General features: G+C 67.4%; 13 protein-coding genes. 8 read left to right on the top strand and 5 right to left on the bottom strand.

Annotation, left to right across the window (positions count from 1 at the left end; translation table 11 throughout):
• Nucleotides 1–57: 57 nt before the first annotated feature.
• The 5 genes from ACQY8M_RS07740 to ACQY8M_RS07720 all read left to right on the top strand — a co-directional run bounded on the left by ACQY8M_RS07740 (nt 58) and on the right by ACQY8M_RS07720 (nt 6,384).
• Nucleotides 58–1,305, top strand: coding sequence for a sensor histidine kinase (locus ACQY8M_RS07740; protein ID WP_428670518.1), 1,248 nt, complete (start codon nt 58–60; stop codon nt 1,303–1,305).
• 23 nt (nt 1,306–1,328) lie between these two features.
• Nucleotides 1,329–1,751, top strand: coding sequence for a GFA family protein (locus tag ACQY8M_RS07735; RefSeq protein WP_428670516.1), 423 nt, complete (start codon nt 1,329–1,331; stop codon nt 1,749–1,751).
• A 50-nt stretch (nt 1,752–1,801) separates the two neighbouring features.
• On the top strand, nt 1,802–3,079 hold the full coding sequence (locus ACQY8M_RS07730; protein WP_428670514.1) for an acyl-CoA dehydrogenase family protein: 1,278 nt from the start codon (nt 1,802–1,804) through the stop codon (nt 3,077–3,079).
• An 84-nt stretch (nt 3,080–3,163) separates the two neighbouring features.
• Entirely contained in the window at nt 3,164–5,749 is a 2,586-nt protein-coding gene (locus ACQY8M_RS07725) for a CoA transferase (protein ID WP_428670512.1), read from the top strand.
• 80 nt (nt 5,750–5,829) lie between these two features.
• Nucleotides 5,830–6,384, top strand: a complete 555-nt coding sequence (locus ACQY8M_RS07720; RefSeq protein ID WP_428670510.1) for a DsbA family protein — start codon at nt 5,830–5,832, stop codon at nt 6,382–6,384.
• Nucleotides 6,385–6,418: 34 nt separating this feature from the next.
• Here the strand turns inward: ACQY8M_RS07720 and ACQY8M_RS07715 are convergent, their stop codons facing one another.
• The 5 genes from ACQY8M_RS07715 to larA all read right to left on the bottom strand — a co-directional run bounded on the left by ACQY8M_RS07715 (nt 6,419) and on the right by larA (nt 10,727).
• On the bottom strand, nt 6,419–6,760 hold the full coding sequence (locus tag ACQY8M_RS07715; protein ID WP_428670508.1) for a DUF952 domain-containing protein: 342 nt from the start codon (nt 6,758–6,760) through the stop codon (nt 6,419–6,421).
• 73 nt (nt 6,761–6,833) lie between these two features.
• Nucleotides 6,834–7,490 (bottom strand): nickel pincer cofactor biosynthesis protein LarB, encoded by a 657-nt coding sequence (gene larB / locus ACQY8M_RS07710; protein WP_428670506.1) that lies wholly within the window; start codon nt 7,488–7,490, stop codon nt 6,834–6,836.
• Complete coding sequence (locus ACQY8M_RS07705; RefSeq protein WP_428670504.1) at nt 7,487–8,251, bottom strand: adenine nucleotide alpha hydrolase; 765 nt, start codon at nt 8,249–8,251, stop codon at nt 7,487–7,489. Before ACQY8M_RS07705 ends, larB begins: the two co-directional genes overlap by 4 nt.
• Nucleotides 8,248–9,435, bottom strand: coding sequence for a LarC family nickel insertion protein (locus ACQY8M_RS07700; RefSeq protein ID WP_428670502.1), 1,188 nt, complete (start codon nt 9,433–9,435; stop codon nt 8,248–8,250). Before ACQY8M_RS07700 ends, ACQY8M_RS07705 begins: the two co-directional genes overlap by 4 nt.
• Nucleotides 9,432–10,727: a nickel-dependent lactate racemase gene (gene larA, locus ACQY8M_RS07695; protein ID WP_428670500.1), complete on the bottom strand. Its 1,296-nt coding sequence runs from the start codon at nt 10,725–10,727 to the stop codon at nt 9,432–9,434. The genes ACQY8M_RS07700 and larA overlap by 4 nt, the downstream gene beginning before the upstream one ends.
• 140 nt (nt 10,728–10,867) lie before the next feature.
• Between larA and ACQY8M_RS07690 the strand changes: the two genes are divergently transcribed.
• The 3 genes from ACQY8M_RS07690 to hisB all read left to right on the top strand — a co-directional run bounded on the left by ACQY8M_RS07690 (nt 10,868) and on the right by hisB (nt 12,859).
• Nucleotides 10,868–11,287, top strand: a complete 420-nt coding sequence (locus ACQY8M_RS07690) for a CoA transferase (RefSeq protein ID WP_428670498.1) — start codon at nt 10,868–10,870, stop codon at nt 11,285–11,287.
• Between the two features lie 6 nt (nt 11,288–11,293).
• A complete protein-coding gene (locus ACQY8M_RS07685; protein ID WP_428670496.1) occupies nt 11,294–12,193 on the top strand; it encodes a DMT family transporter in 900 nt (299 codons plus the stop codon).
• Between the two features lie 93 nt (nt 12,194–12,286).
• Nucleotides 12,287–12,859 carry an imidazoleglycerol-phosphate dehydratase HisB gene (gene hisB, locus ACQY8M_RS07680; protein WP_428675335.1) on the top strand — a complete coding sequence of 191 codons (573 nt, stop codon included), beginning with the start codon at nt 12,287–12,289 and terminating at the stop codon, nt 12,857–12,859.
• The last annotated feature ends 13 nt before the right edge of the window (nt 12,860–12,872 follow it).

Genomic DNA, 12,872 nt, shown 5'->3' with positions numbered 1-12,872 from the left:
GACACCGCGCTGTTGGACCCTTAGGTCCTTCGCTGCGCTCAGGACGACAGACATCTGATGCCGCGCCTCTATCTCCAGTTCTACGTCGCCGTCCTGCTGGTGCTGGCGGTGTTCGTCGGCGCGGCGGCGCTTGCCTGGAAGCTCGCCGAGGACCAGACGCCGCAATATCTCGACGTCGCCGCCGAGCTGACGGGCGCCCTGCTGCCGGACGCCGACGCCCCGCCGGCCGAGAGCCAGCGGGCGCTCGATGCATTGCATCGCAAGCTGCGCTTCGACCTCTCCCTCTATCGGCCCGACGGCAGCCAGATCGCGATGGCCGGCCGGCCACCCCCGCGCTTCGATCCGCGGCGCGCGCGCGACGGCTGGCGGCGCGGCCCAGGCGGGCCGACCTTCACCCTGCAGCTTCCCGACGGTCGCTGGCTGGTGGCACGCGAGGTGCGCGAGCGGCCGAGCCCGATCCTGTGGGTCGTGGGCGGCCTCGCCCTTCTCGCGCTCGCCATCGCGATCGGCGCCTATCCCGTGGTGCGCGGCCTCGGCCGACGGCTCGAGCGGCTGAAGGAAGGCGTCGAGCAGCTCGGCGGCGGCGACCTCGGCGCCCGGGTGAAGGTCGAGGGCCACGACGAGGTGGCGGCCCTGGCGGCGAGCTTCAACCGCTCGGCCGCGCGAATCGAGGAGTTGATCGCCGCGCATCGCCTGCTGCTCGCCAACTGCAGCCACGAGCTGCGCACCCCGCTTGCCCGCATCTCGATGGCGACCTCGCTGCTCGGCGACGGGGCCGATGCGAAGACGCGCGAGGCGCTGAAGCGCGACATCGCCGAGCTCGACCGGCTGATCGAGGAGATCCTGCTGGCGAGCCGGCTCGAAGCCGTGCCCGGCCTCGAGCGGCACGAGCCGATCGACCTGCTGGCGCTCGCCGCCGAGGAGGCCGCCTATTACGACATCGAGGCGGACGGGGAGCCGGTGACGGTGGAGGGAGATCGCCTGCTGCTCCGACGCCTGGTGCGGAATCTGTTGGAGAATGCGCGTCGCTATGCCGGCGACGGGCCCATCGAGATTTCCGTGGCACCGCAGGCGGGGCACGCCGTGCTCGAGGTGAGCGACCACGGACCGGGCGTGCCGATCGAGGAGCGCGAACGCATCTTCGAACCCTTCTACCGCCGCGCCGCCACGTCGGAGAGCGGACGTGGCAGCGGGCTCGGTCTCGCCCTGGTGCGCGACATCGCCGGCCGCCACGGCGGCACCGTGGTTTGCCTTGCGGCACAAGGCGGCGGCAGCCGCTTCCGGGTGGACCTGCCAGCGGCGTAGCGTCCCGATTTGGGAGGACGACAATGGACCATGACGGCGGATGCGTGTGCGGCACGGTTCGGTTCACGGCGACCGGCGAGCCGCTGCGCGTCACGATCTGCCATTGCACCTGGTGCCAGCGCCGCACCGGAACCGCGTTCGGCACCGAGGTCGTGTTCGAGAGCGGTCAGGTGACCGTCAGCGGACAAACGGCCTGTTACCGCCATGTTTCCGATCAATCGGGGCGCTGGCTGGATCTCCAGTTCTGTCCCCGCTGCGGCACCAATCTCGGTTTCACCCTGGAGGCAGCGCCCGGGCTGCGCACCTTGCCGGCGGGGGCGTTCGACGATCCGTCCTGGATCACGGCCGAGCGCCAGGCGTTCCGCCATGTCTTCGTCCGTTCGCGGCGCGAATGGTCGGACCTCTCGCCCTTGGTAGAGACCTACGAGCAGCACTTTCGACCGTGACGGCGACTCTCTAGGATGCGGTGAACAATCGTTTACCGGAGAGAAGCGCCATGGATTTCGACATTCCCGCGGAGATCGCGGCCTATCTGCGCGAGCTGGACGCGTTCATCGAGCGCGAGATCCGGCCGCTGGAGCGCGAGAACGACAATATCCGCTTCTTCGACCATCGCCGCGAGCACGCGCGCACCGACTGGGACAACGACGGGCAGCCGCGCCACGAATGGGAGGAGCTGCTCGCCGAGATGAAGCGCCGCGCCGACAAGGCGGGTCACCTGCGCTTCGGCCTGCCGAAGGCGCTCGGCGGCAAGGAGGGCTCCAACCTTGCCATGGCGATCATCCGCGAGCATCTCGCGCACAAGGGGCTCGGCCTGCACAACGACCTGCAGAACGAGAGCTCGATCGTCGGCAACTTCCCGGTCGCGCTGCTGCTGCACCGCTTCGGCACGCCCGAACAGAAGGACCGTTATATCGAAGGCATGTTCAAGGGCACCGAGCGGATCGGCTTCGGCCTGACCGAACCGCTGCACGGCTCGGACGCGACTTTCATGGAAACGACCGCGGTAAAACAGGGGAGCGACTGGGTCATAAACGGCATGAAGCGGTTCAATACCGGCATGCACACCGCAACCGTCGACCTCGTGTTCGCCCGCACGTCGGGAAAACCGGGGGATGCCCGGGGTATTTCCGCGTTCCTCACGCCGGTGAAATCACCCGGCTTCAAGATCGAGCACATGTGGTGGACGTTCAACATGCCGTCCGACCATGCCGAAGTGTCGTTGACCAATGTGAAAGTGCCGGCCTCGACGATGCTGGGCGAGGAAGGCCGCGGCCTCGACGTGGCGCAGACCTTCGTGCACGAAAACCGCATCCGCCAGGCCGCTTCGAGCCTCGGCGCCGCGCAATACTGCATCGACATGTCGGTCGCCTACGCCAAGAACCGCAAGGTGTTCGGGAAGGCGCTGGCGACCAACCAGGCGATCCAGTTCCCGCTCGCCGAGCTGCACACCGAGGCGGAGATGACGCGTGGACTGGTGCGCAAGACGGCGTGGCATCTCGACCGCGAGCACCACATGAACGTCAGCGAATGGGTCGCGATGTCGAACTACCGCGCCAACCGGCTGGTCTGCGATGCCGCCGACCGCGCCATCCAGGTCCATGGCGGCATCGGCTATTCACGCCACACGCCGTTCGAGCACATCTATCGCCACCACCGCCGCTACCGCATCACCGAGGGCTCGGAGGAGATCCAGATCCGGCGCGTGGCGGGTGCGCTGTTCGGCTTCTGGGGCGCGCAGAAAGCGTCGACGGCACCGAAAGCCTCGGAGTAGCAGGCAATCTCATCCCGCATTCATTCTCCTCTCCATCGCGAGGCGGCGGAGAGGACGCATGCAACCGACAAGAGGGAGACGCGCATGGCTGACACTGGCCGAAACGAGGGTTCTTATCTCCACGGCGTCCGGGTACTCGAGCTTGCAGACGAGACGGGCGAGTATGCCGGCCGGGTGCTCGCAGGCCTGGGCGCCGACGTCGTGAAGGTCGAGCCTGCGGAAGGCGAGGCGACGCGGCGCATCGGGCCTTTCCGCGGGGATGTGCCGTCACCCGAGGAGAGCCTGCATTTCTGGCACTACAACTTCGGCAAGCGCAGCGTCGTCGTCGATCTCGACACACCCGACGGGCAGGAGTCGTTCCTGCAGCTCGCGTCCGCGGCCGACATCGTGCTGGATGCGCGTCCGCGGGGCTATCTTGCGGACCGAAACCTCGCCTTCGAACGAATGCGATCGGCCAATCCGCGACTGATCTATCTGCGGATCAGCCCGTTCGGGGATACCGGCCCGTGGGCCGATTTCAAAGGCAGCGATCTCGTTCATCTGGCGCTGGGCGGCGTCATGATGAACTGCGGCTACGACCCTGATTCGTCCGGCCGCTACGACACGCCTCCGATCGCGCCGCAGATGTGGCATGCCTATCACATCTCCGGCGAGATGAGCGTGATCGCGCTGCTCGGCGCTCTCGCGCACCGCCTGCGGACCGGCGAGGGGCAGCAGCTGTCCCTCAGCATCCACGAGGCGGTCAGCATGAATACCGAGGTCGACCTGCCGAACTGGATATTCCTGCGGCAGCGCCATTTTCGACAGACCTGCCGGCATTCGATGCCGTCGAACAGCCTGCCGGCTCTCGCCCGAACCCGGGATGGACGGTATCTCCTGCCGTACAAGACCTATCTTCGCGCCACGGCGACCTACTCCTCGGACGCGCTGGTGGGGACCATCAAGGTTCTTGGCAAGTATGGAATGGACGACGGCCTCGGCAAGGAGGGCCAGCTGGATGCGGAAACGGAAGGCAAGGTCGGCAAGCTGGTCGATCGCCTTGCTGCCAGCCTGGATTTCGATGCCGACCTGTGGCGGGATGCCCAGGACAACGGGCTGCCATGGGCGCCCGTGCGGCGGCCCGAGGAGAATGCCCGCGACCCGCACTACATCCAGCGAGGCATCTTCGCCAGCGTGCCGCATCCGGAGAGCGGCGCGTCGCACATCTACGTCGCCGCCCGCTGGTACAGTCCCGATGCTCCCTGGGCGGTATCGGCGCAACGACCGCCCAGGCTGGGCGAGCACACGCGCGCAGTCGTCGAGGAATGGGCGGTGCCGCGAAAAGTGCCGTCGCTGTCGCCCGATTGCGGTCTGGCCCGCGGGCCGACCAAGGCAGGCCCCACAGGCAAGCCCTTCGCGCTCTCCGGAGTCCGGGTCGTCGATCTCGGCTGGATGCTCGCCAGCGCCGGCGCGGGACGTTACCTCGCGGCGTTGGGCGCCGAGGTGATAAAGGTCGAGCACGAGTCGCGCGCCGACGGCATGCGCTTCGGGGCGGCGGCTTGTCCGCTCGGCGGACGGGCCGAGCGGCAGGCTGCCACGGACACGATGCCGACGCCGCCGCGAGACACGCTCAATCGCAGCGGCTCCTTCATGGAGATCAATGCCGGCAAGCTCGGGATATCGCTCGACCTGAAGAAGCCCGAGGGCAAGCGGATCCTCGAGGATCTCATCCGCAACGCCGATATCGTTCTCGAGGGCTATTCGCCGGGAACGATGGACCGGATGGGACTGGGTTACGATCGCCTGTGCGCGCTCAATCCGGGCATCATCTATCTCCAGCAATCGGGGTTCGGCCAGCACGGCGTCTATGGTCGGGCCCGTGCCTTCGGTCCGACAGCGCAGGCATTCAGTGGCATCAGCGACATGTCCGGCTTGCCCGAACCTCGACCGCCCGCCGGCATCGGCTACTCGTATCTCGACTGGTTCGGCGCGTACAACATGGCGACGGCTGCGCTCGCCGCACTCTACAGGCGGGCAACGACGGGCCGCGGCTGCCACGTCGACGCCTCGCAGGCGGAGGTCGGCATCTTCCTGACAGGAACGGCAATTCTCGATCACTCGGTCAATGGCCGCCGCTGGTCACGATACGGCAACCGTTCGCCCTATCGGCTCGCCGCGCCGCATGGCGCCTATCGGACGCGCGGCGAGGACAGCTGGATCGCGATCGCCGCGTTCACCGACGACCAGTGGCGCGCGGTCGCCACCGGGCTCGGCCATCCCGAATGGCTCGACGATCCGCGGTTCGACGGACTATCGAACCGGCGCGCGAATGAGGACGCTCTTGATGAGCTGATGTCCGGTGCCACGGGCGGCTTTGACGGGGTGGATCTCATGGCCCGTCTGCAGGCCGCAGGGGTCCCGGCCGGACTCTGCCAGACGGCCGAGGACCGCTACGAAAGGGATCCCCAGCTTCGCCATCTGGATTGGCTGGTCGAGTTGCCGCAAACCGAGCTCGGCACCTGGCCGGTGAAGGGCTTCCCGGCGCGCCTCGACGGCAGCCCGGCCTACGCCGGCGGGCTGCTCGGCCGCTCCGGTCCCAACTACGGCGAGGATACCCAGCGCGTTCTCTCGTCGGTGCTCGGCATGACAGCCGAGCAGGTGGCCGAGCTGCGCGCGGCCGGCGTCGTGTGATGGCTGCACAGAGCGGTCCACCCGACGGCGGGACGATCGGCAGTCGAAGAAAGCCAGATCCTTCATGATAGGAAAATTGCATGGTTAACAATTGGCGTGCTGATCCACTCGTTTGGGGACACGGCCCCACCGTCTTCGAGGTGTTCCTGGAGCCGACCTGCCCGTTTTCCGTAAGGGCACTCGGCAAGCTCGACGCGCTGCTCGACCAGGTCGGAGAGGACCGTCTCACCGTCAAGCTGCGACTTCAATCACAGCCCTGGCACATGTACTCGGGCGTTATCGTGCGTTGCATCCTGGCAGCCTCGACGCTGGAAAACGGCAAGGCAGCCGCGAAATCGGTCATGGCAGCGGTCGCCACTCATCGTGAAGAATTCGAATTCGATCGTCATTGCGGCGGGCCGAATCTCGAGACGACGCCCAGCGAGATCATCCGGCGCATAGAAAGCTACAGCGGCCTGGCGCTTGCCGGGGCCTTTGCGATCCCCGACCTCGACCGCGAAGTAAAATGGCACTGCAAGTATGCCCGGCAGAACGGGATCCATGTGTCGCCGACCTTCATGATCGACGGGCTGGTCCGGTCCGACATGAGCAGTGGCGATTCCATCGCCGATTGGACGTCTCGTCTGTCCGCCTGATCCCCCAGATGGCGCTCGACGTCGGCGCCGCTAACTAAGCCGGCAATTTAATCGCGCCGTCCGCGGTTCGTTCCACCGTTCCGACGGTTACCACGGCCTCCATCGGCAAGCGGCCGTAGATGTGCGGGAACAGCTCTCCCCCGCGAGCGGGTTCCCAACGCACGCTGTCGCCCAGCAATGACAGGTCCACCGCCACCAGCATCAAGCCCTCGACCCCGCCGAAGTGCCGGTCGAGTGTCGCCGCAACCTGGGAGCCATCCGACAAGTGGATGTAGCCATCGGCCACATCCACCGGCGAGCCAAGGAACACACCGTCACGCTGCATCTGCTGCAGCTCCGCAGCCGACATGATCTTGTAGGCGATCCGACCCGACATACACCGCTCCTCACACTCTTCTCAAATCTCGCGGATCACCAGCGCGCCGGGCGCCGAGGTCGGCGGGCGGCCACTATCGGCGCGCGATTCCCAGGATCTTGATCGCTGCCGCCGCGGCACCGAAGCCGTTGTCGATGTTCATCGCCATGACACCCGGGGCACAGCTCGACAGCGCGGCATTGAGTGCCACTGCACCGCCGGACGCAACTCCGTAGCCCACGGATGTCGGCAGCGCGATCACCGGGGCAGCAACCAGGCCCGCAACGACACTGAACAGCGCTCCCTCCATGCCTGCCGCGACGATGATGACGCGGGCCTCGCGCAGCCTGCCGATCTGCGCGGTGAGCCGCCACAGCCCGGCGACCCCCACATCTCCGATCACCGGCGCGGCGTGCCCGTGGAAGGCCAGCGTGCGCGCCGCCTCATTCGCCGGTCCGAGGTCCGCCGTGCCGGCAGCGACGATCACGATGCCCTCGACCGGTGGGCCGGGATGCGGCCCACCGAGGATCGCCGTTCGGGAGTGCGCGTCGAAGTCGAGCTGCCTGCGCAGCGCTTCCGGCAGGTCGTCGTGCTGCGCCGGCGCGAGCCGCGTGAGCAGCAAGCGCGCGCCGTTCGTGGCCGCGGTATCCAGGATCGCGGCAATCTGTGCTGGCGTCTTCGGCTCGCAAAGCACAGCCTCGGCAACCCCGGTGCGCGCCTCGCGGTCCCAGTCGAGGACGAAGTCGCTCACGCCCGTCCGTGCAGGAAAGCGGCGCCGCGGCGATAGGGGCGGAAGCCGAGGAAGCGGCGGCGTTCGCCGGCGCACAGTTCATCCGCGATGTGCCGCATCGCGTCGTCCGGTTCCGGAGCCTCGACGACGATCCCGCCATGGGTGACGCGGCAGCGGAGATCCGTCCCTTGCGGCACGTGGGGGGCAAGCGCCCGCTCCATGCGCGCGACGAAGGCGAGGTCCCGGGCGCTGATCGCAATGCCTGTTTCGACGCGGCTCGAAAGGCAGGGCTGCGCCGGCAACTCGGAAATGTCGGCAAGATCGAAATCGCGCGCGAGGGCACGCACGGCGGCCTTGTCCATGCCGGCCTCGACGAACGGGTGGCGGACGCGGTGTTCGGCCGCAGCGATCAGGCCAGGCCGGTAGTCGCCAAGATCGTCCAGATTGGCGCCCGAGGCGATCGGCCCCGCCGTCACGTGTGCGATGCGGGCGTAGAGATTGGTCTTGCAGAAATAGCAGCGATTGACCGGGTTGGCGCGGTACTCAGGATCGGCGAATTCACCCGCGTCCACTTCCGTGAGCCGCCAGCCGAAGCGGGTCGCATGGTCTCGCACGCGGACCGTCGCCTCTGCCGGCACGGCGGGAGACAGCGCATGCACGACCTGCAAGCCGGGCAAGCCGGCGCGGTGCGCGGCATGGGCGAGCGTCATGCTGTCCACCCCACCGCTGACCGCTATCGCGAGGTTTGGCAGGTCCGCCAGAATGGATTCCAGCTCGGTCATGGCTCCTCCGCCCTACGCTTGGCGGCGCGGCGGGCTTCGAGTCCCGCGATGTGGGCAAGGTCATCGCTCTCCGCCTTATGGCTGGGACCCGCGGGCCGTGTCACTGTCTTCACGCGCACCGCGCCGGCATCCGCACTCGCACGCGGCAGCACAGCGCGGCGTGCCGCCTGCCAGCGCAGGCCGATGGTCGAAGTTTCGATGAAGCATGCGTCGGCGACGGCGTCGCGCGCGGTTGGCTCGACAAGCAGGCGAAACGTATGGACCGGCCGTCCCTTCTTGCCGATGGCGGGGATGAGCACGAGGTCCCGGACACCACCGGCGGCACGCAGCCGGTCCGCTGCGACGCCGATCTCTTCGGCGGACATATCGTCAATCTCGAAACTGAGGACGAGAATGTCTTCCTCATTCGGCCCGTCCGCCGCAGCCTCGAACAGCGTCGCGCGCAGGATATTGGGCTGATGCGGGAGTTCGCGTGTGCCGGCTCCGGTGCCGGTGCCCTGCAGGCGACCGGCCACCCGGGCCGCCGCGGTGTCGACGAGATGACGGAGAATTGCCGCGCCGGTCGGCGTGACACGTTCGCCTCCGATACCGTCGTCACGCCAGATGAAACCCTCCAGCAGCCGCGCCGTCGCCGGCGCGGGCACGGGCAGCAGCCCATGGCGAGTGCGCACGAGGCCGTCGCCCCGCGGCAGGGCGGAGACACTCCAGCGCGCACCCTCGAGGGCCGCCGCAATGCTGCCCGCCGCCGTGACGTCCATCAGCGAATCCCAGTCGCCGATCTCGTGGAAATGCACTTCGTCGACCGGCACGTGATGGATCGCGGCTTCGGCCTCGGCCAGATGGCGAAGAATGGCGGTCGCGTGCACGGCAGTGCCCGGACTGAGCGGCGCGGCGGAGAGGCGTGCCACCATGTCGCGAAAGCCGGCATGGGCGTGATGGTGGTGGTGGTGGTGGTGGTGGTGGTGATGCTGGTCGGCGACGGCAGCCGAAAGCCCGAAGCGCAGGCAGTGAAGGCCGGCGCTGGTGCCGGGCGTAAAGACCGGGGTGCCGGTTCCGGGCGGCAGCACGGCGGCAGCATCTGCCAGCACGCGGCCGCGCAGATCCGGCAAGGCGTCGACCAAGGCGGCGGCAAACATGTCGCCCGCGATGCCGCCCACCGCATCCAGGCGGATGGCGAGGGTCATGCGCCGGCGAAGACGGGCACGACGTAGGGGCCCTCGGGAATGAAGGCGACGTTCGGATCGTTGTGGCGCGCGATCGCCTCTTGCAACGCACGATCGACACTGGGCGTCAGCGTGACGCCCGTGATGCGACGCTCCTCGTCGTCGAGGCCGGTGGTGTAGAGCTCGACCCTGCCCAGCCGCATCGCCTTCATCTGCATCTCGGTCTGCCACTCGTCGATCTCCGCAAGCGACTTCGACGTCAGCGTGGCGAGGAAACGCTCCGGCCCCAAGGTGACCAGACGGGCCTGCGCCTCGCGGAATTCGGGCGAGCCGAACCCTTCGGAGCAGGAGGAGGCGATAATCAGCGTGCCGCCAGGCTCCAGGATATCGAGCGGCGTCACCATGCCTTTCACCGTCTGGTAGTAGGTCTTGTCCAACGGGTAGCCGGCGGAGGACGTGACGATCGTCTTGTAGCGGCGCTCCATGCCGATCTTGCAGGATGCGGTGACGAAGTCGACGGCCGCCATGTGGCTTTCGATGACCTCCCCGAACGTCACGTGCACGAGGTCACGGTCCTCGTCGATCACCGTGTTCAGCGCGTAGCAGTCGCCAAGGCGGCGAACGATCTCGAGCTGTTCCTCGTGCAGCGGATTGCCGATCAGATTGCACTGCACGGCAAGCGGATCCTCCATGAAACGGGCGGAGTGGAAGGTACGGATCGTTTCGTGATGCGCCACGCCGGGGGCGATCACCTTCCGACCGCCAGACCAGCCGGCCATGAAGTGCGGCTCGACCAGGCCAGTGGCGATGCGCAGGTCCGCCTCGACGAAACGGCGGTCGAGCCCGATCGGCGTGCCGCGCGTCGCAGTGCGCCCGAGGTCGACATGCATCGCCTCGTCACGCGCGAAATGATTCTCGACCCGCACGTTGGCCATCACCCAGGGATCGCCAACCAGCTCGGCGAGCTCCTCGCCCTCGTTCGGACGATGCAGCCCGGTTGCGACCAGGATCGTGATGGCACCGAGAGGAATGCCGGCGGACACCATGGTCTGCACCATCGGGCGCAGGAACAGCCGGTTCGGTACCGGGCGCGTGATGTCGCAGATGAGGATGCAGGCACTCTTCCTCCCCTGTGCCAGCTCCGCCAGCGCGGGCGCGCCGATCGGCCTGGCGAGCGCGGTTGCGATGGCGCCTCTTGGGTCCGAAAGCTTCGGCATCGCACCCTTGCGGATGACCGTGGGACGGACGCCGGCCGGGACCGTGACTGGCAGATGGCCCTTGCCGAACAGCAGGTCGATCCGTGTTTCGGTCATTGTCCGGCCTCGCCCGTTAGGAGGTGCTAACCGTCTGCTGCGGGGGGGGGGGGGCGGCAGATGGCGGTCCCGTCACCATGCCTCGCATGCTCTCACCGTTCAACCGCCACCATTCGGGCAGGATGCGGACATCCCAACCGATGCTGAAATGCTTCACATCCGTCTCCAAACAGGACGCAGCCTGTTCGATATCGGCACGTTCAACGCACTTCTTCAGCGCCAACTCGTTCGTCTTGGGCTCCGCGACATCGCTCGACCTGAATAAGCCCGAGGGCAAGCGGATCCTGGAGGATCTCATCCGCAGCGCCGACAACGTGCTCGAGGGTTATTTGCCGGGAACGATGGATCGCATGGGGCTGGGCGACGATTACCTGCGCGCGCTCTGCGATCGCCGCCCTCTACAGGCGGGCCACGACGGGCCGCGGCTGTCAATCGACGCCTCGCAGGCTGAGGTCGGCAGCGCTCGAGCGAGCTCGGTCGACGACAAATATCTGGCTTCTCTGCAGGAGAAGACGCATGAGGCGGTGTCTCGATGGCGCCCGTGTCATCGACGGAAATGAGGAAACATGAGCCGGCGCTGGACGGGTGACCTCATCATGCTGGGAACGTCCCTGCTGATGGGATCGAGCTATCCCTTTGCCAAGGACGTGCTCGCCGTCATGAGCCCGCTGCTCTACAGCAGCTCGCGCTATGTCATCGCCGGGCTGTTCATGTTCGCCGTGCTGGTCTTGCGCCGCCAGCCGATCGGCCTGCCACGGCGCGACTGGCTGCCGATGCTGCTGCTGTCGCTGGTCGGCGTCTGCCTGTTCCAGGCGTGCTGGGGGCTCGCGATGGTGCGCACGCCGCCCAGCGTCGGCGCGATCGTCATGACCACGACCACCGCCTTCGCCGCGATCTTCGCCTGGATGCAGGGCCATCGCCTGTCGGCGCTCGGCTGGAGCGGCATCGCCACCGCCTTCGCCGGCGTCGTGCTGGTGGTCAACAACAGCCTGACGGACTTCACGCTCTCGTTCGGCACTCTCGACGGCGCGCTGATCTGGATCGTCGCCGCCATCGCCTGGGCGGTCTATGTCGACCGCGCCGTGCCGTTCAACCTGCGCCTGGGCGCCCTGCGGGTCATGGCCTGGACGACCCTGATGGGCTCGGTCGTGCTGCTGGCCGTGGCGCTCGCCGTTGACTCCCTGAGCGAATTCACCCGCCTCGGCGACCGGTTGCTCGCCTACTGGCTCTACACCGCCATCTTCCCGGTCGGCGTTGCCTTCCTGGGCATCGCCGCCGGCCTCGAGCGGCTCGGGCTGAGCCGCGTGATGCTCTACATGTACCTGATCCCGGTCGCCGGGGTCGGGCTGGCGGCCGCCTTCTTCGGCGATCCGCTGACCCCGGCGCGCGTTCTGGGCGGTCTGGTCGTGCTGGCCGGCGTCGTGCTGACGCGGGTCGCACTCGACCGTGCGGCCCGCCTTCGCTAGAAGAAGCCCGTGAAAAGCATCGTCACAGACATTCCTCGGACGGCCGTTGCCGACGAGTTCGCCACCCCCGGAACGGGCGGGCGGCGGGCATTCGTGTCGCGCCAGACCAAGGAAACCCGCATCGCCGCCGCCATCAACCTCGACGGCACCGGCCAGTACGACATCAAGACCGGCATCGGCTTCCTCGACCACATGCTGGAGCAGCTGAGCCGCCACAGCCTGATCGACATCACGCTGCGCGCCGAGGGCGACCTCCATATCGACTACCACCACACGACGGAAGATTCAGGCATCGTGCTGGGCGAATGCCTCAGCCAGGCGCTGGGCAACCGCGCCGGCATCCGCCGCTACGGCAGCGCCAAGATCCCGATGGACGAGACGTTGACCGAGGTGGCGCTCGACGCCTCCAACCGGCCGTATCTGGTGTGGAAGGTGAACTTCACCAAGCCCAAGCTCGGCACGATGGACACCGAGCTGTTCAAGGAATGGTTCCAGGCCTTCGCCCAGCTCGGCGGCCTCACGCTGCACGTCTGGAACCAGTACGGCGAGAACAACCACCATATCGTCGAGAGCTGCTTCAAGGGCCTTGCCCGCGCGCTGCGCGTCGCCTGCGAAATCGATCCGCGACAGACCACGGCGGTGCCCAGCACCAAGGGTGTGCTGTAGGCACGCATCCAGC

This window comes from Reyranella sp. (assembly GCF_965279465.1).
In the GTDB taxonomy this organism is placed as follows: Bacteria; Pseudomonadota; Alphaproteobacteria; order Reyranellales; family Reyranellaceae; genus Reyranella.
This window is presented reverse-complemented; position numbering and strand designations above follow the sequence as displayed.

Coding starts and splice junctions, on each gene's coding strand:
- ACQY8M_RS07735 (WP_428670516.1), top strand. CDS start 1,329: ATGGACCATGACGGCGGATGCGTGTGCGGCACGGTTCGGTTCACGGCG.
- ACQY8M_RS07730 (WP_428670514.1), top strand. CDS start 1,802: ATGGATTTCGACATTCCCGCGGAGATCGCGGCCTATCTGCGCGAGCTG.
- ACQY8M_RS07725 (WP_428670512.1), top strand. CDS start 3,164: ATGGCTGACACTGGCCGAAACGAGGGTTCTTATCTCCACGGCGTCCGG.
- ACQY8M_RS07720 (WP_428670510.1), top strand. CDS start 5,830: ATGGTTAACAATTGGCGTGCTGATCCACTCGTTTGGGGACACGGCCCC.
- ACQY8M_RS07715 (WP_428670508.1), bottom strand. CDS start 6,760: ATGTCGGGTCGGATCGCCTACAAGATCATGTCGGCTGCGGAGCTGCAG.
- ACQY8M_RS07705 (WP_428670504.1), bottom strand. CDS start 8,251: ATGACCGAGCTGGAATCCATTCTGGCGGACCTGCCAAACCTCGCGATA.
- ACQY8M_RS07685 (WP_428670496.1), top strand. CDS start 11,294: ATGAGCCGGCGCTGGACGGGTGACCTCATCATGCTGGGAACGTCCCTG.
- ACQY8M_RS07690 (WP_428670498.1), top strand. CDS start 10,868: ATGCTGAAATGCTTCACATCCGTCTCCAAACAGGACGCAGCCTGTTCG.
- larA (WP_428670500.1), bottom strand. CDS start 10,727: ATGACCGAAACACGGATCGACCTGCTGTTCGGCAAGGGCCATCTGCCA.
- ACQY8M_RS07700 (WP_428670502.1), bottom strand. CDS start 9,435: ATGACCCTCGCCATCCGCCTGGATGCGGTGGGCGGCATCGCGGGCGAC.
- ACQY8M_RS07740 (WP_428670518.1), top strand. CDS start 58: ATGCCGCGCCTCTATCTCCAGTTCTACGTCGCCGTCCTGCTGGTGCTG.